The organism is Lactobacillus sp. (assembly GCF_014803895.1).
Genome location: NZ_JAAVAU010000005.1, coordinates 39,973 through 62,853, shown reverse-complemented (window position 1 = coordinate 62,853; position 22,881 = coordinate 39,973). Strand labels below are relative to the sequence as shown.

Genomic DNA, 22,881 nt, shown 5'->3' with positions numbered 1-22,881 from the left:
TTTAGTTTGGGTAAACTGATATAGATTTACTTATGCCAGGCTGTTTTTACTTTTTTCCAAATCTCGGTAAAAGTAGAAACGGCTTTTTTGCAATTCATCATTTTAAGATTATTAATGATTTCTAGTACAGGTTCTTCTTTATCGTTTTCGAGGTCATTAATAATTTTTCCTAGAAAAGTAAAAGTTAATGGGAAGAACATCATGTACTGTGGTAAGTCGATTTCTTGGAGCGCTTTGAGTAATGATTTAGCACGGTTTAAGTCGTGGCCGAGGATTAACTTGATTACAGCATCCCCCAAACTTCCCATCGCTACTTGTAGGTCATAACTAGTGTTAGCTTTTTTTATGTGATCAATATCGTGAATGATATTCATACTTAGTCCGTACACCATTCTAGGCTCAAGTAAAAAGACGCAGCTTCCGAATAAACTAAGATAATATTCGCTCCAAATTTTTACTTTAGAAAAATTGTCAGCCAGTCGTTTTTGGTCGAATTCGGGTAGATAATTCTTCTTTTCAATTGCGTACAAAACATTGCATAGGCTGGCTGCAATATAGAGGTCGAATTTGTCTTTTGTTTTATGATATTTTTCAAGTTGTTCCTTAGTAACTCTTTTAATGAAAGGGACATCATCAGAATCGAGTGCTTGCCAAACTTCATCATTAACATCAGGTTCAGGGGCATAGTCTGACCAGCCCATAAATTCATGGCTTGTAATGTGAATGCGTTCCATTAACTTCACCGCTGTAGAAAAATCGATTCCAGTTACTTCATGTTCCCAACGTGATAGAGTCGCTGAAGAACAGATGCCTTTCGTTGCTTGAATCTGTGTAATTCCTTGAGTTTTGCGTAATTTTTTAAATTCTTGACCGTACATTTTTACGTCTTTCAAAACATCTTTTTCTTCATCATAGAATTTAATTTACATATTTGCAATTTTTTGAAAAGCAGCATTTTTTTCATGCCATAATTGTGACAACAATTATTGAGGAGTGAGAGGAATGCTTTATAAATATTCAAATAAGCTTAAGTTCATAATGATGGTTATAGCGGGATTAATTGCAAATCTACAAAATATTTTGTTAGCTTACATGGTGCAAACTTTGACTAATATTGCCACTAAGAAAAGCTGGGGTGATTTAACACAATTCTTTGTAATTGTGATTGGTGGCTTCATCTTAATTTTATTTGCAGGATTAGTTTTTAATCGTATGAAGACAAGTGTTGTGCAAGAGACAAATACTTACTTGCGGACAAATATTTTTAAGGGGATGCTTAATAAGTCTCAAGAAGAGAATTCTGAAGATTTAGGCTTTTTGACAAATGATTTCAAATTACTAGAAACTAATCGATTTGATGCTCAAATTGAAATTATTATGCAAATTTTCGTTTTAGTTGTAGCGTTAGGTTACGCACTAACGGTTAATTGGTTGATTACGATTTTATTTTTAGTTGGCTCATTTATTCCAATGCTGGTCTCTAATTTGTTTCAAAAGAATATCCAACATACTTCAGAAAAATGGACTGTTGCAAATAGTAAATATGTAACGCAAACTAAGAATTTTTTGGCAGGAAGTAGTACTTTGCACCTTTATCATGGCCAAGAAAGTGCGGCTTTGAAGAATCAACAGCAGGTGGCTCGATTAGAAAATAGTCTAAGAAAAATGAACTTGGCTAGTTTGGATACGAATACTTGGATCAATTTCATTGCACCGGTGATAACGTTCTTGGAGCCATTCTTATTTGTAATTTACCTGGTAGTTAATGGACAAACTGAATTGGGAGCTTTGTTTGCCATTGTGCAGTTATCTAACTCATTCGTAAATCCAATTCTGTTTGTTTTAGAAGATAGAAATAAGCTTTCTACTACTAAGAAGATTGTTGAAAAGGTCAATGTATTTTTGAAGAAAAGCAACGTTGACCAATTAAAGAAGGAGTATTTGTTCAATGAATTGAGCGTCGTAGATTTAGATTTAGTAAGAAAAGACAACAAGTTAGTAGAAAATCTTAGTTTTTCACTTGTTAAAAATCAAAAAATCGCAATTATTGGCCCATCTGGTTCTGGAAAATCAACTCTCTTGCAATACCTGATGTATGGAAAGCATGGTAAAGCTAAGGAATTACTGTTGAATAATAAGAAATTAAATGCAGGTAAATTTGTAGATTCATTTGCTTATGCAAGTCAAGCGCCGGTAATTTTTGCGGACAGTCTATGGTTCAACTTAACCTTAGGGGTAAAGATTTCCCGGGAAAAGGTTGAAGAAGTTTGTCGAAATTTAGGATTGAATGAAGTGATTAAAGAAAAAGGCTTCGATTACCAATTAGGTGATAATGTCGACCAATTGTCGGGTGGCCAACTTGCCAGAATTAAATTAGCACGGGCAATTTTAGCTGGGCGACCAGTTTTACTATTGGATGAAATTAATGCATCCCTTGATAAGAAGACTGCTAAGCAAATTCATGATTATTTGTTGAGGTCAGATTTAACATTTTTAGAGGTAATCCACCATTATGAGCCAGATGAGTTACGACGTTATGATCAAGTAATAGATTTATCAAAATATTTAGCAAATAAAAAAGATATCAGATTAATCTGATATCTTTTTTTGCTTTAAGCAGCGTCTTGCTTTTTAATAAAGAAATTCAAAATGAATGGTGATAAAACTGTTGTTACGATAATAACTAGGATGATACTTGAGTATATGTCTGTTGGGAAGAGATGATGTGAAATACCGATTTGCGCAACAATCAAAGCAACTTCGCCACGCGAGACCATACCGGCACCGACAATGCTACCTTCTAATGGTGTAAAGCCAAACATTTCACTAGAGTATTTACCAGCCCAGTACTTGGAAAGAACGGCTAAAACAGTCATTGCTAAGATGAACCAGATATCTTTAATGAAACTTGCAAAAGTCATTGATAAACCAATATCAGCAAAGAATACCGGAATAAAAATAGAATAACCAATTGCTGAAACTGACGAGTTCACCTCTTTATATTGAGGAGTTTGACGAATTGCTAAACCGCCAAAAAAGGCACCAACTACAGCACTTAAGCCAACAAAATCAGCTGCCCATGCCATTGTTAAGGCCAATACCAATGAAGCGATAACGACGGCATAATTAACTTCAACTTTTTCGGCCAACTTCATAAAGTAAGGTGCAACGAATTTATAGATTGCCCAAACAACTACGAAATAAAGGGCTTCAATTAAAATATTTAAAAAGAAATTATTAGTTAATCCGCTCTTGCCACCTTCGTGACTGAAAGTAGTGAATAAACTTAAAACAATTACGGCTAAAATATCGTCGACTACTGCAGCTCCTAAAATGGCAGTCCCAGCTCGGCTATGAAGTTTATCTGCATCTTTCAATACTTCAACAGAAATTGAAACACTGGTTGCAGCGAAGACAATACCAATAAATAGAGATTCAAGTGGTTGCAGACCAAATCCCCAACTTGCAAGTCCCATAAAGATAACAGGTAAAATAACTCCAATGCCTGCAACGGTGAAACTCAGTTTAAAATATTTTTTTAAAAGATCTAGGTCACTTTCTAATCCTGCTAAAAACATTAACAAGATAACTCCAAATTCTGAAAATAGTGAAATTGTATTACTTGGATGAACCCACCCTAAGATTGCTGGTCCTAAAACTATACCAGAAAGTAATTGACCGATTACTGGTGGAAGATTAAAGCGAGCAAATAATTGGCCTAATAACGTTGTAATAATTAGGATTAAAATTAATTCTCCTAAGAAATGCATATAAAACCTGACTTTCTTTTTTATAAAGAAAAAACTTTCAAGTGCTCATTGACCCAAATAAGCAAATCTTGAAAGTTTTTACTAAAACCCAACCACATAATAAAATTATTTAACTGAGTTTTAGTTTAGCTAAAATTTTATTTTTGTGCAAACTACTCTTTTTTAGGAAGACCAGTTTGCTCTGGATTAGTTGGCTTAGTTTTAGCAAGTAAGGCAAGCAGGATTGTAGTTAAGTCTACCGCCTCTTGCAAAATTGCACCCCAGAAAGCAGGAATAATACCAGTGAATGCGATTAATTCAATTAAAATAACAACACAAATGGCAGTGATGATGTCAATATGTGCAACTTTCATAGTATGTTTAGAAATTGCAACTGCGTCATTAACTTTAGAAAGATCGTTAACCATAATTACCATATCGGCACTTTCACTAGCAGCTGTAGCGCCTTGTGCTCCCATTGCAATACCAACATCAGCAGCCATTAAACTTGGTGCATCGTTAACGCCATCACCGACCATAGCGACAGGCCGGAGATCAGGTTTAACATCTTTAATTTCAGCAATTTTTTGTGCTGGAAGAAGATCCGCGTGTACTTCGGACTTATTAATACCAGCAGCTTGAGCAATTTTATCGGCAACATTTGCGTGGTCACCGGTAAGCATCATGATTTGCTTAACGCCTTGACGACGAAGACGAGTGATGGTTGATTTAGTTTCTGGACGAATTTGGTCCTTAAAGGTGATATAACCGGCAAATTTACCATTAATAGAAATATAGATAGCAGTTGAGTCCACATCTAACTTATCGTGATTTGGATCAACAAAAGATAATTTACCTACTCGAATTTCATTACCATCTACCTGACCACTGACACCTTTACCAGTGATTTCTTTGATATCAGAAACTGATACAAGTAATGATTTAGGGGTATTGTTGACTAACGAGGTAGCAATAATATGGCTAGACTGTTGTTCAACACTTGCAGCTAAGCCTTGGAGTTTATCTTTACTTAAAGAATTATCAGCTGGAATAACTTCGTCAATAACTAATTGATTCTTAGTTAAGGTACCAGTTTTATCAAAGGCAAAAGTTAAAGTGTTAGAAAGTTTTTCAAGTGTTGTACCAGATTTAACAATGATATGGTTACGTGACATTGAACTCATTCCGGAAACCATAGCAACTGGTGCAGCAATTAAAAGTGGACATGGGGATGCCACAACCATAACTTGAGCAAAGCGCATAAAGTGAGCTTGCCAGTCTAAGCCTGGTTGAGTAACTGCTGATGTTATCCAAGCTGCGATACCAATTACCAAGGAAATAATGGTAAAAGGTACGGCGTAACGATCAGCCATTTTAACAAATTTAGCTGGTTTAGCTTGAGATGATTTTACCAATGCTACGATTGATTGGTATTCAGAATCTTTTGCTAAAGTAGTTACTTTCATTTCTACGGCGCTGTTTCCGTTTAAAGAACCAGACATTAACTTGTCACCAACTGTTTTATCAACAGGGACAGATTCACCAGTTAATGATGATTGATCAAAGCTAGATGAACCTTTGATAATTTCACCATCAACAGGAACTTGGTTACCCGGTTTGATTAAAACAATATCCCCGACTTTTAAATCATCGACATTAACATTTTTTATTTCACCGTTGACTAATTTATGAGCAATACGGGGTGTATTTTGCAATAATGCACGTAATTCACGGTCTGCTTGGCCAGTAGCATAATCTTCAAGTGATTCACCACCAGTAAACATAATTAAAATCATCCAAGCTGCCCAGTAATCGCCTACCATCATTGTGGAAACAATGGCGATAATGGCTAAAATGTCAACACCCCAATTCCCCTCTTTAATAGTTTGAAGCATTTCAATCAGCATTGAAATAGCCATGTAAATACCAAAAATATCAATTAAGATTTCAGAAATTGGCAAAGAGAATAAGGTCGGTTTACCGCATAGAAAATCTAGAATTAAACCAATAATACCGAGTACAATAACGGTAATAAATTTCCAGTGCTTTTTCATTATGTACTTTCCTCCAAAGTTATCTATCAAACACTTTTACGGATACATTATATATCAACTAAAATTTTAGTCATAATTTTTAAACTAAATTTTGTAGCAATTTTTAAGAGTACACAAAAAAGACCTACGCTGGGAAGAACGCAGGTCTTAAGTATGGGATAAATTGTGGTCAGCCATAAAGAGGCTGACGAATTATGTTCAATCTACTTGGAGGAGTAAGAATGAAAATAAAAAGTTGGATGTTAATGCTAAATAGCTTTTGGGATATCTCCCATCTGCTATGGTTTATATAATAGATGCTAAATGTGAAGAAAGTGTGACGTTTTTTTGCAAAAATTGTAAATGTTGTAGAAAATCATATAAATTTGTATCATGTAGGAAAATAATTATTTAGTTATATTTAGTTAGAAGAAAGAAGGGGAATTGATGAAGAAGACTTGGCTGCTACTAATAGGAATATTTTTAAATATAATTCTATTTTCTACTATTAATAGAACTGTCCAAGCTGATGTTGACTATGACATAAAGCGTGTGAATGTTGACGCTACAGTTAACTCGGACGGCTCACTATCCATTACTAGAAAGATTGAATACGACTTTGATAGCTCTGCTCATGGAGTNTATTACCGACAAAACCTAGACTCCAATCAGAAGATTTCTAATGAAATGGTAACTGTACAAGCTAATAATGGTAAAAAAGAAGTTGTATCTCCTGGAAATGGGACTAACAATACTTATCAATTGACCAAGGACAGTGAGGGTTATCAGTTTAAAGTATTTCATAATATTTCTAGTAATTCCCGCTTTACCGTGACTTATGCTTATACAATTTCGAATGCAGTAATTAACTGGAAGGACACAGCGGAACTTAATTTTAAAATTATTGGGAATGGATGGGATACCGACTTAGATAATGTACATGTTAAGCTTACGATTGATAATGGTAAGTCTGTTCCTAATTTAAAGGCTTGGGCCCATGGTCAAAGTAGTGGTTATATCGAAGTGAGTAAGAAGAAGGGACAAATCATTTTAGAAGATAGTGATGTTCCAGGTGATGTTGGAATAGAGCTTCATACTATTTTTCCTACAAGTATTACTTCCCTTAATAAAAATGTAAAAAATAAAAATAATAAACAGGCAATTATTACCCAGGAAAAGAAACTGGCTGGAGAGGCTAATCGAAAACGTGCGCGTCAGAGATTGGTAGAAGTAATTATTAGTTTTGGTACTAGTATTGCTGGAATAGTTGTTTCATTTTTCTTGCTCTTCAATGCTTTCAAGTCTAAAAAAATGGGGACTAAACCCCAAAAAATGCGTAATTTACCACGAAATTATGATATTCCTAAAGTTAATGCTGTAGGAGCACAAATTTTGGATAAAGGAAGTGAACCGAATTCTGAAGCATTTACAGCTTATATCACAGCTTTGGCTGGCAAAAATCGAATAAAAATAGAAAAAATTCCTAAGAAGAGAAAAAATTATCAAATTACTATAATTGACGAGAAAGTAAAAGATGAAAATGAACTTCTAGCATATTTATTTGACTATGTAGGTAATGGTAAATCTTTTACTACTCGACAGATGAGACGAACTAAGTCTAGTCAATTGAGCAAAAAGTATCGTCACTGGCGCAGTGAAGAATTTGATAAAGTAGTCAGTGCTGGGTATATTGATGAAAAATTATGGCGTAAAGTTTCTGGGATTAAAACAGCATTTTTAACTTCAACTTTTGTAATGTTTGTGGCAAGTATTCTATTGTTGGCTTTTCTAGATCAACCTCAGTGGCCAGTAAGCATTTTATGGTTATTAGTAGTTTTAGATTTAATTGGATTTATTTATTTTAAAATTCATGCATCATTTTATACTCAAATAGGAGCTGAGATGACGAACCGAGTTAGAGGCTTTAAGAAGATGATCAAGGATATTGGTAACTTTAAAATGCGAGATGTTGGTGAATTAATTTTTTGGGAAGAGATTATGCCTTACGCTGTAGCTTTTGATTTATCCGATAAGGTGATTGATGAATTACATACAGAATTTTCTGATGAAGAGATTGCTGATTCCTTTACTACCGGTTTATGGATTGGACATGGATTTGGTAGAGGGTTTACAAATAGCTTTACTTCAAGCTTTGAACACGGTATTGGTGCTAACAGCTCTAGTTCTGGTGGTTCTGGTGGCTTTTCTGGAGGTAGTTCTGGCGGTTTTGGTGGTGGCTCTGGTGGAGGAGCGTTTTAATGAAGAGGCTTTATTGGAAGCCTTTTTCTTGTTTTTAGTCCATAGTAAAGATTTTTTAGTTATAATTAGGTCAATTAGCTAAAAGGAGAGCTGAAATAAAGTGAAAAAACGAATCAAAGTAATAGGAAAATTTTTGTTTATTTTTCTATTACTTGGGTGTTTAGCTATTGGTGGTTTTTATGCTTTTAAAAAATTTCAATCACATCATGATGCTACCAAAAAGTTTAGTAGTCGTCCTACTTTGGTAAAAGCAAAAGATGGCAATAGTATAAGTGCTGGACATCATAATTTGGAATATTTAAAGAAAAAGTTAAATAAGAAATATCCTAATTTTTATAATGCTATCTATAACACTCCTAAAAGAACACAAGTTGGCTCAGATGTTGTAATTCCAGGGCAAGTTCAAACAATGACTTATTCTTTTAAAAAAAATGGACTAATAAAAACAACTACTATGACGCCTCAAGGTATAACGGTAGCAGGTAAATATATTTTGATTACTGCTTATGATTCAACGCATCAGAGTGCATCAGTAATTTATGTGTTAAATAAAAAAACGGGGCACTATATAAAAACTATTCAAGTAAATGGAACACCACATCTTGGAGGAATTGCTTATGATCCAGTAGCTAAAAATATTTGGATTACTGGTAGTCAGAATGGTCAATCAGCTTTGATGTCATTTACTTATAAGGAACTAGAAAATTATAAATTTTCTAAAAAGAATCCTTTTATCAAATACAATTATATTGTTGCATTGCCGACAATCGAGCGAGCATCGGCTGTGACATATGATGATAATCAATTATTTGTAGGTTTCTTCAATAAATCGGATAAAGGTAGAATTGTAGCTTATCCGATTCCACGAGTAGGACAATTTAAAAATACAATTACTAGTGATCAAATTAAAGCAGCTACCGGTACTGCTACTTGGGCATCTGGTTCTGGAGCTGCATCTATGAATCGTCAAATTCAAGGTATTGCGGTTTATGGAGATTGGATTATTTTGAGTCAATCGTATGGTAGTAAAGATTCTAAGCTCTATTTCTTTCCTGCATCAGCAATCAATAATCTAGATGAATCAAATGCTGATAAGGTGGTAACTGTTCCACCATATTTAGAGCAAATTTATGCATATAAAGGTCAGTTGTTAATGCTATTTGAATCAGGGGCTAAAAAATATGCTAAAGATTCTGTGACAGTAGTTGACCGTGTGTTGTCGGCAAATATTAATGCCTTATTAGGAAGCTAGGTAAATAAATGATAAAAAATAAGACAGTTTTTTGGGTAAGAGTTGCAGGTTGGAGTGGATTGTTGGCTGGATCAGGGATGCTTGAAATGTATAAAATGACTGGAAGTATGTTATTTTTAATAACTTTGGGAATAGTTGTTATTTTTTCGGCATATTTATTAACGACTGCTAAAACGCCACGCTGGCAAAATTCAAAATGGATAGTAAAAGTAATGATTTTTTCTTTGATTTTCTCTTCATTAATCCAGACAATATTTTTGTGGTTAGCCTACAGAAGTGCTAAAACACAGAATAAGTTGTAACAAAAATAGAACTTAATATTTGTTATAATTAAAAAGTAGAATAATTTTACTAAGATTGTTAAAAAAGGGGCTAACTGTTTTTGTAACATTGTTGTAAAATTAAAAAAAGATTACGAGGTGTAAGAATGGCAGATAAATCAAAAACCGAACATCAAAACACCAGAGGTAAAGAAATCGGCTTATTTATTGGTAAGACTGTTTTCTATTTTGCCATCTTGGTTGTGCTTGTCTACCTCTACTCTTACAGTGGGATTGGTGGAGCAAGTTTCATTTATAAAGATTTCTAATTGAAAGGATCGCGTTCAATGATTAAAGACGTAATCAAGAAAATTGATCAAATTGCTATAGATGATCCTAATCGTATCGCATACGACTACTTAGGTGAAACTAATACATATGGTGATTTGAAAAAAAGATCGGATGCATATGCAGCAAAATTAAAAGAGTTGGATATTCCTGAAAAGGCTCCAATTATGATTTGGGGTGGACAAACCTTTGAAATGGTTGCTAGCTTTTTAGGAGCAGTTAAGGCTGGACACGCTTATATTCCGATTGCAAGTTACTCAAATAGTGAACGACTTACAATGATTCAAGAGGTATCTGAAGCACCATTGGTTATTGCAATTGATGAACTACCAATTGAAATGCATGATATTAAAGTATTACAAGCTAATGAAGTTCCAGATGGTAAGTTTGAAATTACTGATGAAGATTTTGTTGAAGGTGATGATAACTTCTATATTATCTTTACCTCGGGAACCACTGGTAAGCCAAAGGGTGTTCAAATTAGTCATACTAATTTATTAAGTTTTGTAAATTGGGAACTGAATGATTTTGGTCTTCCAGAAAAGCCAAGTTTTTTGGCTCAAGCACCATATTCATTTGATTTATCAGTTATGAGTTTATATCCTGCATTAACTGCAGGTGGTAAGCTTGTCGTTTTGCCACATGATGTAACTCAAAATCTCGCACAATTATTCCAAATCTTACCTACTTTACAGTTCAATGTGTGGGTATCAACTCCTTCATTTGCTGAAATGGCTTTCTTAGATCCAACATTTAAAGCAGATCATCATAAAGAATTAACTCATTTCTTGTTCTGTGGTGAAGAATTGAGCCATAAGACAGCTAAGATGTTGAAAGTTAAGTTTCCAGAAAGTCACCTTTATAATACTTACGGACCAACAGAAACTACTGTTGCCGTAACTGCTGTTGAAATTGACGATAAAGTTTTAGAAAAATACGATCGTTTGCCAATTGGTATTTCTAAGAATGATACTGAAGTTTCAATTGATACGACTAAAGGTGAAGATAAGGAAGGTAAGCAAGGTGAGATTTTAATTCAAGGACCTAGTGTTTCAAAGGGATACTTGAATAATCCAGAAAAAACTGAGGCTGCCTTCTATAAAAAAGAAGGCGATAAGTATCCAACTTATCGTACAGGTGACTTAGGATTTCTTGATGGCAATATGCTATTTTATCGCGGGCGTATTGACTTCCAAGTTAAATTTAATGGTTACCGTATTGAACTAGAAGAAATCAATTTTTACTTAGCTAAACACCCACTAGTTAGATACGGTGTGGTTGCTCCTAAGTATAATAAGGATCATAAGGTTCAACAGTTAGTGGCAGTCGTAGAATTAGCCGATGGTGTAAGAGAGAAATATTCTGACTCAGAATTGACCAAGACTTTACGTGAATCCTTGAGTAAAGATATTATGCCTTATATGCTTCCACAAAGGTTTATTTATCGTGAAGATATGCCAATTTCTCAAAATGGAAAAGTTGATATCAAACAGGTAATCAAGGAGGTAAATAACGCGTGATTAATCTACAGCCTTATAGTAATCCGCGTTACTTCGTTATTCTTTTTGTGGCGTTATTACCATTAATTATTGGTTTATATTTTGGACGTCGTTTTAAGATTTATGAAGCTCTTGTCTCGTTATTATTTCTGTTCTTAATGTTTGATGGTCAAGATGCCATCCAAGGTTATCAATTAATTGGATATATTATTTTCCAGTTCCTTTTAACCTTTGCCTATGAGAAGTATATTAAGTCAGGTAAAAATCAAACTTGGGTATTTTGTCTGGTAATTATCTTGTCAATTTTACCTTTGGTGGTTGTCAAGATAGCACCGCATATACCTGATCCAACCGCGGATCTAATCGGATTCTTTGGGGTTTCTTACTTAACGTTCAAAACCGTTCAAGTATTAATGGAGTTGCGTGATCATACCCTTAAAAAAGTTGATCCAATTACTTATGCACGTTTTCTATTATTCTTCCCAACAATTTCTTCTGGTCCTATTGACCGTTATAAGAGATTTGCTCAGGATTATAATAAAGCTCCCGAAAGAGATAAATATATTGAGGATCTAAAAATAGGTACTAGATATATTTTCCAAGGTTTTTTATACAAATTTATTATTGGTTATGTATTTGGGACTCTTTGGTTACCTCAATTGGCTAAGACTGCATTAATTAATGGTCATATGAATGGTGGACTACGTTTATCATGGGCCTTAGTTGGTTATATGTACTGTTACAGTATGTATTTATTCTTTGATTTTGCAGGTTATTCGCTCTTTGCTGTAGGTACTTCATACTTTATGGGTATCCATACGCCAATGAACTTCAATAAACCATTTATTTCAAAGAATATTAAAGATTTCTGGAACCGTTGGCACATAACACTTTCATTCTGGTTCCGTGACTTTATCTTCATGCGTTTTACTTTCTTTGCAATGAAGAAAAAGTTAATTAAAAATAGAATTCGACTTTCGCAAGTAGCATATTTTGTTGATTTCTTAATTATGGGTTTCTGGCACGGCTTAACGTGGTACTATATCGTATATGGTATCTACCATGCCCTTGCCATTATCATTAATGATAAATGGCTAAGGTATAAGCGGAAGAATCGTAAAAAGATCCCGCATAATAAATTTACCGAAGCCTTTGCTATCTTCTTAACCTTTAACGTAGTATGTTTCAGTTTCTTGATTTTCTCAGGATTTTTGAGCACACTATGGTTTGGTTGGAAGTAAAGTAAAATGTTTTAATTTTTGAAAGGAAATAAAAAAGATGGATACAAAGCAAACTGTTTTAGATATTATTAACGAATTAACTGGTGAAGATTTAAGCGATCGTATGGATGAAAATATCTACGAAAATGGCTTACTTGATTCAATGGCAACTGTTCAAATGTTACTTGAATTACAAGATCAAACTGGAATTACTGCTCCTGTATCAGAATTTCACCGTGAAGATTGGGATACTCCAAATAAGATTGTGGCAATGGTAGAAAGTTTGAGAAATGAGTAATAAACGAAAACTGTGGCAGATTTTCGGCCCAGTTATCTGTGCTTTTATTCTATTATTTGTGGTATTTATGGTGCCATGGAATGGAAAAGTATCAGATGGTCTTTTGTTTAAGGCATCAGTTTCACAATCTCGGAATGTTTTTAAGGGTGAAAAGATAAAGCAAGCAGCTTTTGAAAAAGATTACGTTCCTTTTTATGGTTCTAGTGAATTATCAAGAATGGATCCATTACACCCAAGTGTTTTAGCGTATAAGTATCATAGAAATTACCGTCCATTCCTTTTGGGTGGTCCAGGTAGTCAATCTTTGACACATTTCTTCAGTTTACAAGAAACTAAGAAACAGCTAGCTGGTAAAAAAGCAGTTTTTATTATTTCACCGCAATGGTTTACAAAAAAGGGACAGGATCCTGCTGCGTTTGGGATGTACTTTTCTCAGCTACAAGCAATTGATTGGATTTTAGGTGCCAAAAATAGTACAGCTACACGGTATGCTGCACGGCGACTTTTACAGATGCCATCTGGTACTTCAAGTGAAACTACTAAGTATGCCTTGATGACATTAGCTTCAGGTCAAAAGCTCTCTAATGAACAAATTGCATGGCTCAAGATGAGACAGAGACTTCTCACCAATCAAGATAATTTCTTTACTACTTTTGGTATGAAGAACAATATTCCTAAGATTCAAAATGGTGCTAATAAGCTACCAGGAACTTATGCATATGATAACTTGCGGCAGTTTGCTAATGAACAAGGTGCAAAAGACACAACTAATAACCCATTTGATATTTCTAATAGCTTCTTTAACAAGCGTTTAAAGAAGAGTGATTTGAAAGGGTTGAAGGGTTCACAAACTAAATATGACTATACTAATTCACCAGAGTATGCTGATTTTGAATTAGTACTTGATGAATTTGCACGTGAACACGTAAATGTATTATTTGTTATTCCCCCAGTAAACTCTAAGTGGGCAAAATATACTGGTCTATCAGAGAAAATGTATCAAAGATCTGTTAATAAGATCAAGGATCAACTTCTTGCTCAAGGTTTTGATAATATTGCTGACTTGTCACATGATGGTAATAAGAAGTACTTCATGGAAGACACTATTCACTTAGGTTGGAATGGTTGGTTGGCAATGGATCAGTATGTAAAACAGTTCATGAAGCAACCTAATATTCCAATGACTTACACTATTAAGGACTATTACTTTACTAATGCTTGGTGTCGAAAAAAGAATGTCAAGTCTAGTAAAGTAGTAGCCGCTAGTGAGCAAAATGGAAACCAACTTAAGACAATGCTTAATATGCAAAATGTTCAAGGTACTGTCTTAGTAGTAAAGAATGGGAAAAAGAAGTATTCCTATTCTACTGGTTGGGCTAATGAGGAAAGTCATAAGTCAAATACAACTAATACAAGTTATTTAATTGATTCTGTTCAAAAATCAATGACTGCTGTAATGCTTATGCGTCAAGTTGAAGCTGGTAAAATTAAACTTACTGATAAGTTATCTAAATACTATCCTCAAGTTCCGCATGCAAAGGATATTACAATTCAACAGTTACTTGACATGACTAGTGGTTTAGCTACGCGTCCAGGTAGTGTTTTAGGTAGTCCTACTTTTAAGAGCAATCAAGCTGGAATTAATTATGATATTAAGCATAATTTAATTTACTTATCTAAAATGCATGGTAAGAGATACTATTCTTCAATTAATTATGTTTTAATTTCAGGTATTTTAGAAAAAGTTACAAACCAGAGCTATGAAAGTCTCTTTAATGAAACCTATGTTACGAAGCTTGGCTTAAAACATACTGCGTTTGTTTGGAGTAGTGCTAAACAGTTAAAGGCAATTAATTTTGCTAACTCGTATAAGTATGTTGGCGATAAACATGGTGATACAGCTAAAGTAGCTATAAACCTTAATGAAATTCATGGTGAATTAGGTGCTGGGTCAGTTGCTATGTCCAATGGAGATATGTATAAAACGCTTAAAGCAATGACTGATGGTACCTTATTAAGTAAAGCATCGGTAAAGAAGTTATTTAGTGGTTCTGCTCCTAAATATTATGGTGGTGGTTTTTACAACTTACCAAGTGGATTTCGTTCTGCTAATGGTGCTGGTTCAGGCTATCATTCTTTTGTAAGAATCTCTAATAATGGTAAAGATGCAATTATTGTACAAACTAACCATCCAGTTAAGAGTTTTAAGAGTGTTAAGAATCTTATGGATCAATTAATGGTTGATTTGATGAAAAATAATTCTTAGTAATAAATGAAAGACCTGCTTATGCAGGTCTTTTTTATAAAGAAAATTATACCGTCAAATATTTATAGTTCATTGTTACATTTATATTTCTGTGTTATTATTTTCTTGTACCGTCATACGTTAAATTCTTTTCTCCGGTAGCGAAAAGAATTTAGCGTAATATGTGGTCAAAGACGGTATAACACTGTGTGATGTGAGCCTGATTCCAATGTTGGTGGAATTAGGCTTTTTTTGTGCATCTAAAAGTGATTATGATTACAATTAAGTAAAAGAATAATATTTGAGAGGAAATAATATCATGGATGAATTACTAAAATTAACTGATAGATGTCATAAGTATGGGATGGAATATTTGGATAGTTGTAAGAATTTCGTTTATGAAAATAAGGACGTCATTACAAATGTTGTTAATGTTGCTTGTGCAACCGCGATGGTTGGGATGATTTCTAAAGCTACTGTAGAAATTGTACATGCAATTAATGATAAAAAATAAACAATAAAAAGCTGATTTGATATGAACCCTAAAATTAGGACATATTATTGATTAGATCTGATTCATAATCGCATTCCGATATTCAATCGGGGTGCGATTTTTTAGTACAGTTTTGATTCTTTTGGTATTGTAATATTCAATATATGCTTTGATTGCTCGCTCTAGCTCATCTAAATTATGGTAGTTATCTTCCATGTTATAGAACATTTCTCTTTTTAGGATGCCAAAGAAGCCCTCCATCATGCCATCATCTAAAGAATTACCTTTACGTGACATACTTTGAGTAATGCCATGATTTTTAAGCCATGATTGAAAGAGAGGATGTTGATATTGCCAGCCTTGGTCAGTATGGAAGACAAGAGCTGGATATTTCTTGTAAGCTAGCTCTAACATATCCATTACCTGCTTTAAGACCGGATCACGATTGAGAGTGTAGGAAACTATCTCTTGCGTGCAACCGTCCATGATTGGTGATAGATAAAGCTTTTCACCATTTAAATGGAATTCTGTAACATCTGAATACCACTTTCTGTTCGGCATCACGGACTTAAAATTACGTTTGATCAAATTAGCTTTGATCTTACCAATAGTTCCACGATAACTTGAATATTTATATCTACGTCTGATGGCAATGCCATATAAGTGCATCTTAGTCATTAGACGTTTTACTTTTTTATGATTGATCTTATGTCCTTCACGTTGAAGCTGTGCAGTGATTCTTCTATAACCGTAACGATGTTTGTGTTCTTCATATACTTCTCTAATTCTTTCCATGATCTTCTTATTCTTTCTATCTTTATCATCATGTCCTTGAACATAGTAATAGTTACTCCTAGATAGATGAGGAAGGTCAGGGTTAGAATTGATTACTTTGAGCACAAAACTTACAGTCACATGAAGTTCCTGCCTTAGTTTAGTGACTGCAGAAACTATTTCTTGTGCTTTTGGTTTCTGGTTCTTTGTGCCACTAAGGCGTCCAATTTTTTTATAAATTCGTTTTCGACAGTAAGCTCGAGATTCTTCTGTTTGAGGTCCTTGATTTGTTTTTGTAGTTCTTGGATCTGTTTGTCTTTGTCCTTCATTGGGTCTTCTGCCTTTCTTATGGTTAATGACATTATACCCATCTTTGATATATTTGCGCAGCCAATTATGAAGCATTCCTTGGCTTGGAAGAGCCAAATCAAGTGATATTCTGTATATTGCCTCGTCTCCGGTAAGAACTCTTTGAATAGCTTTCTCTTTAAATTCTGTTGAATAAGAGGTGTGAGGCCTATTTAATATCTCTAAGCCGTGCAAATCAATCAATTCAAACAAATATCTAAGATTAGCAGAATTAACTCCATATTCTTCTCCTAATTGGTAAGAAGACTTACCGTAATATTTCCACTTATTATAAATATCAGTTTTGTCTTGTTTAGATAATTTGGTCATAATAAAAACCCCAAAATTCTTTGTCCGAATTTCGGGGTTCATATCAATTAGTATTTCTAACCAGCTTTCTTTTTATTTAAAGAATTAATTACAGCAAATACACTTACAGCTGCTAAAACTAAGACAGTACAAAAAATAAATAAAACCAAATAAGAAGCATTATCAATAATCAAAGCTCCAATTAGTGGTCCTAGTGCACGTCCGGCAGAAGCAACTGATTGAACAATACCTTGGTACTTTCCCTTATCAGCATCGCTAGCGCGATCATTAACAAAAGTCGATACTGCTGGAAAAGCTAAAATTTCTCCACAAGTTAATAGTCCCATTGCAATGAAAAATCTTGCATAGTGAGTTGCTCCAATTAGTAGTAAAAATGCACCTGCAAATAAACAGAAACCTAAATATAAGCGACCATTTAAATGCCTAGTTAGCCAATCATCAAAGTAAGTGAGTATTGGTTGGAGGGTAACAATCAATATTGCATTTAGGGTCCATAAAAAACTATATGATCTGACTGACATATGCAAACTTAACATATAGGAAGAAATATTTGAATTCCATTGTTCGTATGCGATCCAAGCTGCCAGAACGCAGACAAGCAGAGAAATAATCGAGCGTTTAGCTCCAAGAGGAATATGATCATTGTCTTTTGGAGTTAAAGAATTTTCTTTCTGGTTTGTATGAGCGTTATTAAGTCCCCGATATTCAATAGCAACCACGATGTTAAAAAATAAGAACATCACGAAAGCTAGAATAAAGATATAGGTAATTCCCATTGGTAATATGAATCCCACCATTAAAGAACCGAAAACTAGTCCTAAATTTTGGGTGAAATAAAGTACGTTAAAGATATAAGAAGCATTTTTACTACGAATCAAGGTAGCAATGGAATTTAATCCTGTGACTACAATACCGTTTCCTAATCCTAAAGTAACAAGTAGGATTGGGTAAGCAGGCCATCCATGAAATAAAACTAAGAGGAAGGTGGAGATTGTTGCCGTAGTTACACCAACTAGGATGGTATGGTAGGGATGCCAACGATCAAATAGCCAGCCGCCTACGCCATTGCCGACCATTGTAAAGGCAGAATTAATAAATAAGACTACACCCGCTACTGTTAAAGATTCATGCAAGTAATTATGAATATAAATAGTAGTTAAGGGCCAAATAAAACTAATACCTGTATTAACAATTAAAGATCCAGCAAATAACCAAATTAATCGCAGTGGATCTTCTTCTTTTTTTCTAATCAATGTATGACCACCTTTCTAATTATTTTAGCTATATAATAAAAAGCTACTTGATGAGTAGCTTTTGTTTTATATTATATTGTGCCGTAAAGTAGGATACTTGGCAACTACGTTTAGTCTTGTTTCCACATATCTCCGAAGTTACGTAATACTTCTTCAGTTGAAAAGCTATCTTTACCCTTATGTTGGCGAGCTAGTTGGATTTGTTTGCTAGAGAGGTGATTAGTCAAAAAATTTTTAATAAGTTTATTGATTAATTCAGTCTCTTCAACTGAAAAATGAGAAAGATAGTAATCCAACATTCTTGAGGTTTCATCGTCTAATTCTATAGTACGTTTATTCATGGTTTTCCTCCTTTAATCTACATAAATATTATATCAGTATTAAGCTAAAAAGCTTGATCATAATATTTAGTTTCACATGAAACATATATTAGTTATTTATTTAGAACTATAATATTTTGCTTATACATTAAGAAAAACTTTGAGTGAAATTTCACAATCAAAAAGCTAGATATTGATAAATAAATATGTCATCATAAAGGTAACTTCACAATTAAATAAAAAACTGTGGAATTTTATCCACAAAATATTGCAATCTGTGGATAACCTGGTATAATTATACCTGTTAGAATTAGCACTTAAAGTGAGAGAATGCTAAATATTAATTACTTAAATAAGAGGAGTGGAATATATATGGCATACTTTGATAACGGTAGCTACAATTTTGATGATTTATTTAATGAATTAAATAGTGACTTCTTCGGTAATGGAAATAGTAGAAGAATGTCTAACAATCAACCAATGAATTTCCAAGCAGGTCAAGCACCTCAACAAGGAAATGGCCAACAAGCTAAGAAGGAAAAGGAAATTGGTGTTGACTTAACTGAACAAGCTAAGAATGGTAAGTATGATCCAGTTATTGGTCGTACTGCAGTTATTGACCAAGTAATTGAAATTTTAAGTAGACGTAAGAAAAATAACCCAGTTTTAACTGGTCCTGCAGGTGTTGGTAAAACTTCAGTTGTTGAAGGTTTAGCACAAAGAATCGTTGATGGTGATGTTCCTGAAAAGTTAAAGAGTGCACACATCATTGAATTAAACATTAATGAATTAGTTGCAGGTACTTCATTACGTGGTTCATTTGAAGAAAAATTAAAGAAAATTATTGATAAAGCTAAGGGTGACAAGAATGTTATTCTCTTTATCGATGAATTACATAACATTGTAGGTGCAGGTTCAACTGATTCAGAAAATAATTCTGGTGATGCAGCAAACATCTTGAAGCCTGCTTTAGCAAGTGGTGAAATTCGTGTAATTGGTGCAACTACTACTAGTGAATATCAACAAATCGAAAAGGACCCTGCTTTAGCTCGTAGATTCCAACCAGTTCAAGTTCCTGAACCAACTATTGAAGATGCTGTTGAAATCTTAAAGGGTTTGGCTCCACGTTATGAAAAATACCACAATGTAAAATATGATCCACAAGCATTAAAGCTTGCCGCAGAACTTTCTAATCGTTACATTAACGATCGTCACTTGCCAGATAAAGCAATTGACTTGATGGATGAAGCTGGTGCTAAGAAAGCTTTAGGTATGGATCAAAAGGATGAAACTTCAATCAAGAACAAGATCCGTACCTTAGAAGAAAAGAAGGCAGAAGCAGCTAAGTCTGAAAAATACGATGAAGCAGCTAAGATTAAGACACAAATTGAAGACTTAAAGAAGGAACTTAAGACTGCTGGCAAGGCTAGTGAACTTAAAGTTACTCCAGAAGATATGTACTCTTTGATTCAAACTAAGACTGGTATTCCAATGAGTGAAATCAATGCAAATGAAGCTCAAAAGAATGCTAATTTAGCTTCTGACTTGAAGAAGGTTGTTATTGACCAAGATAAAGCAATTGATATCATTACTGATGCTATTGCTCGTAAGCAAGTCTTCAAAGACTCTAACCGCCCAACTGGTTCATTCTTATTGACTGGTCCTACTGGTGTTGGTAAGACTGAATTAGCTAAGCAATTGGCTATCAAGTTATTTGGTAAGGCTGATGCATTGGTACGTTTGGATATGTCTGAATACCAAGACCAAATGGCCGTTAATAAGTTAATTGGTTCTGCACCAGGTTACGTTGGTTACGGCGAAGGTGGTCAATTGACTGAAAAGATTCGTCACCAACCATACTCATTAATTTTACTTGATGAAATTGAAAAGGCTAACCCACAAGTCTTCAACGCATTGTTACAAATCATGGATGATGGTCGCTTGACTGATGCTCAAGGCAGAACTATCTCATTCAAGGATACTATCATTATCATGACTTCTAACGCTGGTTACTCTGATAACTTGTTGAAGGGTGATGACCAAGACGCATTACGTAAGGCTCTTGAAGTTTACTTCAGACCTGAATTCTTGAACCGTCTTGACGCTATCGTACCATTCAACTCATTGAACAGCGAAGATATGCTTAAGATTTTAGATCTTTACTTAGCTAAAATGGAAGCTTCTCTTGCTAAGAGAGACATTAAGCTCCATGTAACTCCAGAAGCTAAGAAGTACTTAGCTAAGAAGGGCTATGATAAGGAATTTGGTGCTCGTCCATTAAGAAGAGTAGTTGAACAAGATCTTGAAACTCCAGCTGCTAAGTTGATTGTTTCTAAGCCTGATACTAAGGAAGTTAAATTCACTATTGATGACAAGCATTTGTACTTAAATGGTGAAATTCTTGATGATATCTTGTTTGATAAAGATACTCGTGAGCAAGAAAAGAAAGACGCTAAAGAAGCTAAAAAAGAAGAAAAGAAGGAAGAAAAATAATTTTTCTTCTAACCAATAAAAACTCAGGAATATTCCTGAGTTTTTTTGTATGTTTAATCACTTTGCTATGTGTAAAACATATTATTTTCTCTTAAAATAATTAGACCAATTTTTAAAAAAAGGGTATAATTAAAAATCGTTAAAAAGTTTTTAGGAGGAAAACGCATGAGCGGAGAAAGCGAAACTCAGATAAAATTAGAAGAAGATCAAAAGTATAATCGCTTGACAGCACTGAAATTATTTGCGATGACATCTTCGATGGTAATTTCAGTTAACGAACTTGCCCCGTTTGGTAAAACTGGTCCAACAGCTTTATTTTATATTTTATTAGCTGGAATTTTATGGTTTATACCAATTACACAAATGGCTGGTGAAATGGCTTCAGTAAAAGGCTGGGAAAAAGGTGGTATTTTTACCTGGGTTAAAGGAACACTTGGTGAAAAGACTGGTTGGACAGCTCTATTTTATCAATGGATTCATATCACAATTGGTATGAACACTATGATGCTGGTTATTATTGGTTCATTATCTTTAACGTTTAATATGCCACAATTAAACAGTAATCCTTGGATTAGATTCATCATGATGATGATTATTTTGTGGGGAATTACTCTCTGTGAATTAGTTGGTGTGAAAAAGATTGGTAAGATTGCAGAATGGCTCTTTGCAATTGGGATTGCTTTGCCGGTTATTTTGCTTATTATTGCCTTTTTTGTCTATTTAGCTCAAGGAAGACCGTTGCATTATACTTTAAACTGGTCAACAATTTTTCCACATCAATTAAATGGGACTACTTTGGTTGCTTTTGTACCGTTTATCTTAGCCTTCTGTGGTGGGGAAGCTTCTGCACCACATGTTAAGTATCTAGAGCATCCCAAAAAGTATTCGAACGTGATGTGGGCTTTAGCTATTACAGCAATGTCTTTTGACTTACTTGGTAGTATGGCAATTGGAATGACTGTTCCTAAGGGAGAAATTTCTAATAGTAGTGGTTTTGTGTTTGCTTTTGGACATTTACTTGATTCAATTGGGTTACCGGGTGAACTTTTAGAAAAAATTATTGGTGTTATGTTGGCTTGCGGAATAATTGGTGAACTTGGTAACTGGCTTTCGGGTCCTAGTCAAGGGATGTTTGAAGCCGCCAAGGAAGGCTACATGCCTAAGTATTTTGCTCATTCTACTAAACGTGATGTTCCAATGCGTTTAATTGTAGTGCAATCTTTAGTTGTAACAGCCTCTTCTGTGATTTTGAATTTCACTAGTGGTAATAATTCTGATTTTGCTTTCAATGTTTCTCTTGCTTCAACTACAGCTCAATACTTAATCGTTTATATCATTATGTTAATTGCGTTTATTGCTTTGAAGCTTAAACATACTAACTTAGAGCGTAGTTATTACATGACTAAAAATAATACGTGGAGTATAGTTGTAGCTTTTATTGCTTTATTTATTACTGTAATTGCTTTCTTTGTTAGCTTTATTCCAGCTACTGGTACGCCAGATAATTTACGTGTACCTTATGTGGCTATTATGATTGGAATTTGTATTGTGGTTACAGTATTACCATTGATTATTTATCATTATCATTATAATTTTGGTAATGCCAAAGAAAAATAATTGTTTGACGGTCTAAGGGACCGTCTTTTTTTATGAATTTTAATTTTGTTATTTTTTTCACAAAGTTGTGTTATGATTATCGTAGATATT

18 protein-coding genes, 1 pseudogene and 1 other annotated feature are annotated in these 22,881 nt (G+C 34.2%); of the genes and pseudogenes, 13 read left to right on the top strand and 6 right to left on the bottom strand.

The window, feature by feature from the left end:
• Positions 1 to 26: 26 nt before the first annotated feature.
• Positions 27 to 893, bottom strand: coding sequence for an Rgg/GadR/MutR family transcriptional regulator (locus HDR40_RS02500; RefSeq protein WP_290626198.1), 867 nt, complete (start codon positions 891 to 893; stop codon positions 27 to 29).
• A gap of 109 nt (positions 894 to 1,002) precedes the next feature.
• On the opposite strand from HDR40_RS02500, the gene HDR40_RS02495 reads away from it, so the two are divergent.
• Positions 1,003 to 2,598 (top strand): ABC transporter ATP-binding protein, encoded by a 1,596-nt coding sequence (locus tag HDR40_RS02495; protein WP_290626196.1) that lies wholly within the window; start codon positions 1,003 to 1,005, stop codon positions 2,596 to 2,598.
• A gap of 14 nt (positions 2,599 to 2,612) precedes the next feature.
• Here HDR40_RS02495 and HDR40_RS02490 read toward each other — a convergent pair whose 3' ends face one another.
• Together HDR40_RS02490 and HDR40_RS02485 are read right to left on the bottom strand one after the other, a co-directional pair.
• Positions 2,613 to 3,770, bottom strand: coding sequence for a cation:proton antiporter (locus HDR40_RS02490; RefSeq protein WP_290626194.1), 1,158 nt, complete (start codon positions 3,768 to 3,770; stop codon positions 2,613 to 2,615).
• 43 nt (positions 3,771 to 3,813) lie between these two features.
• Positions 3,814 to 3,864: a sequence feature (sodium ion sensor (DUF1646 type); this cis-regulatory element may regulate processes involved in with the transportation of sodium ions), on the bottom strand.
• Positions 3,865 to 3,922: 58 nt separating this feature from the next.
• Positions 3,923 to 5,803, bottom strand: coding sequence for a heavy metal translocating P-type ATPase (locus HDR40_RS02485; protein WP_290626193.1), 1,881 nt, complete (start codon positions 5,801 to 5,803; stop codon positions 3,923 to 3,925).
• A gap of 426 nt (positions 5,804 to 6,229) precedes the next feature.
• On the opposite strand from HDR40_RS02485, the gene HDR40_RS02480 reads away from it, so the two are divergent.
• The 10 genes and pseudogenes from HDR40_RS02480 (at position 6,230) to HDR40_RS02440 (ending at position 15,677) form a co-directional block, all read left to right on the top strand.
• Positions 6,230 to 8,041, top strand: a complete 1,812-nt coding sequence (locus tag HDR40_RS02480; protein ID WP_290626191.1) for a DUF2207 domain-containing protein — start codon at positions 6,230 to 6,232, stop codon at positions 8,039 to 8,041.
• Between the two features lie 100 nt (positions 8,042 to 8,141).
• A complete protein-coding gene (locus tag HDR40_RS02475; protein ID WP_290626188.1) occupies positions 8,142 to 9,293 on the top strand; it encodes a hypothetical protein in 1,152 nt (383 codons plus the stop codon).
• 8 nt (positions 9,294 to 9,301) lie between these two features.
• Positions 9,302 to 9,595, top strand: coding sequence for a hypothetical protein (locus HDR40_RS02470; protein ID WP_290626186.1), 294 nt, complete (start codon positions 9,302 to 9,304; stop codon positions 9,593 to 9,595).
• 125 nt (positions 9,596 to 9,720) lie between these two features.
• Complete coding sequence (locus HDR40_RS02465) at positions 9,721 to 9,882, top strand: teichoic acid D-Ala incorporation-associated protein DltX (RefSeq protein ID WP_290626184.1); 162 nt, start codon at positions 9,721 to 9,723, stop codon at positions 9,880 to 9,882.
• Between the two features lie 18 nt (positions 9,883 to 9,900).
• Positions 9,901 to 11,421: a D-alanine--poly(phosphoribitol) ligase subunit DltA gene (dltA, locus tag HDR40_RS02460; RefSeq protein ID WP_290626182.1), complete on the top strand. Its 1,521-nt coding sequence runs from the start codon at positions 9,901 to 9,903 to the stop codon at positions 11,419 to 11,421.
• Entirely contained in the window at positions 11,418 to 12,641 is a 1,224-nt protein-coding gene (gene dltB / locus HDR40_RS02455; protein WP_290626180.1) for a D-alanyl-lipoteichoic acid biosynthesis protein DltB, read from the top strand. The genes dltA and dltB overlap by 4 nt, the downstream gene beginning before the upstream one ends.
• Before the next feature lie 37 nt (positions 12,642 to 12,678).
• Positions 12,679 to 12,918: a D-alanine--poly(phosphoribitol) ligase subunit DltC gene (gene dltC / locus HDR40_RS02450; RefSeq protein WP_209687031.1), complete on the top strand. Its 240-nt coding sequence runs from the start codon at positions 12,679 to 12,681 to the stop codon at positions 12,916 to 12,918.
• Positions 12,911 to 14,200: pseudogene (dltD, locus tag HDR40_RS09900) on the top strand (D-alanyl-lipoteichoic acid biosynthesis protein DltD); the annotation flags it as partial. The gene dltC and the pseudogene dltD, both read left to right, overlap by 8 nt.
• A 12-nt stretch (positions 14,201 to 14,212) precedes the next feature.
• A complete protein-coding gene (locus HDR40_RS09895; RefSeq protein ID WP_365936768.1) occupies positions 14,213 to 15,184 on the top strand; it encodes a serine hydrolase domain-containing protein in 972 nt (323 codons plus the stop codon).
• Between the two features lie 298 nt (positions 15,185 to 15,482).
• Entirely contained in the window at positions 15,483 to 15,677 is a 195-nt protein-coding gene (locus tag HDR40_RS02440) for a hypothetical protein (protein WP_290626174.1), read from the top strand.
• 51 nt (positions 15,678 to 15,728) lie between these two features.
• On the opposite strand, the gene HDR40_RS02435 is transcribed toward HDR40_RS02440, so the two are convergent.
• The 3 genes from HDR40_RS02435 to HDR40_RS02425 form a co-directional block, all read right to left on the bottom strand.
• A complete protein-coding gene (locus tag HDR40_RS02435) occupies positions 15,729 to 17,108 on the bottom strand; it encodes an IS3 family transposase (RefSeq protein ID WP_365936766.1) in 1,380 nt (459 codons plus the stop codon).
• A gap of 56 nt (positions 17,109 to 17,164) precedes the next feature.
• Positions 17,165 to 18,361, bottom strand: a complete 1,197-nt coding sequence (locus tag HDR40_RS02430) for an MFS transporter (protein WP_290626172.1) — start codon at positions 18,359 to 18,361, stop codon at positions 17,165 to 17,167.
• 110 nt (positions 18,362 to 18,471) lie between these two features.
• Positions 18,472 to 18,702, bottom strand: coding sequence for a hypothetical protein (locus tag HDR40_RS02425; RefSeq protein ID WP_290626170.1), 231 nt, complete (start codon positions 18,700 to 18,702; stop codon positions 18,472 to 18,474).
• 351 nt (positions 18,703 to 19,053) lie between these two features.
• On the opposite strand from HDR40_RS02425, the gene HDR40_RS02420 reads away from it, so the two are divergent.
• Positions 19,054 to 21,174, top strand: a complete 2,121-nt coding sequence (locus HDR40_RS02420; protein ID WP_290626168.1) for an ATP-dependent Clp protease ATP-binding subunit — start codon at positions 19,054 to 19,056, stop codon at positions 21,172 to 21,174.
• A gap of 165 nt (positions 21,175 to 21,339) precedes the next feature.
• The gene (locus HDR40_RS02415) at positions 21,340 to 22,791 is read left to right on the top strand and encodes an amino acid permease (RefSeq protein ID WP_290626166.1); all 1,452 of its coding nucleotides are present in this window, start codon (positions 21,340 to 21,342) and stop codon (positions 22,789 to 22,791) included.
• Positions 22,792 to 22,881 lie beyond the last annotated feature (90 nt).

What these genes read in the sequence shown, in the direction of transcription:
- HDR40_RS02495 (WP_290626196.1), top strand. Translation starts at nt 1,003, where the DNA reads ATGCTTTATAAATATTCAAATAAGCTTAAGTTCATAATGATGGTTATA.
- HDR40_RS02490 (WP_290626194.1), bottom strand. Translation starts at nt 3,770, where the DNA reads ATGCATTTCTTAGGAGAATTAATTTTAATCCTAATTATTACAACGTTA.
- HDR40_RS02485 (WP_290626193.1), bottom strand. Translation starts at nt 5,803, where the DNA reads ATGAAAAAGCACTGGAAATTTATTACCGTTATTGTACTCGGTATTATT.
- HDR40_RS02470 (WP_290626186.1), top strand. Translation starts at nt 9,302, where the DNA reads ATGATAAAAAATAAGACAGTTTTTTGGGTAAGAGTTGCAGGTTGGAGT.
- HDR40_RS02465 (WP_290626184.1), top strand. Translation starts at nt 9,721, where the DNA reads ATGGCAGATAAATCAAAAACCGAACATCAAAACACCAGAGGTAAAGAA.
- dltA (WP_290626182.1), top strand. Translation starts at nt 9,901, where the DNA reads ATGATTAAAGACGTAATCAAGAAAATTGATCAAATTGCTATAGATGAT.
- dltC (WP_209687031.1), top strand. Translation starts at nt 12,679, where the DNA reads ATGGATACAAAGCAAACTGTTTTAGATATTATTAACGAATTAACTGGT.
- HDR40_RS09895 (WP_365936768.1), top strand. Translation starts at nt 14,213, where the DNA reads ATGCTTAATATGCAAAATGTTCAAGGTACTGTCTTAGTAGTAAAGAAT.
- HDR40_RS02440 (WP_290626174.1), top strand. Translation starts at nt 15,483, where the DNA reads ATGGATGAATTACTAAAATTAACTGATAGATGTCATAAGTATGGGATG.
- HDR40_RS02435 (WP_365936766.1), bottom strand. Translation starts at nt 17,108, where the DNA reads ATGACCAAATTATCTAAACAAGACAAAACTGATATTTATAATAAGTGG.
- HDR40_RS02425 (WP_290626170.1), bottom strand. Translation starts at nt 18,702, where the DNA reads ATGAATAAACGTACTATAGAATTAGACGATGAAACCTCAAGAATGTTG.
- HDR40_RS02420 (WP_290626168.1), top strand. Translation starts at nt 19,054, where the DNA reads ATGGCATACTTTGATAACGGTAGCTACAATTTTGATGATTTATTTAAT.
- HDR40_RS02415 (WP_290626166.1), top strand. Translation starts at nt 21,340, where the DNA reads ATGAGCGGAGAAAGCGAAACTCAGATAAAATTAGAAGAAGATCAAAAG.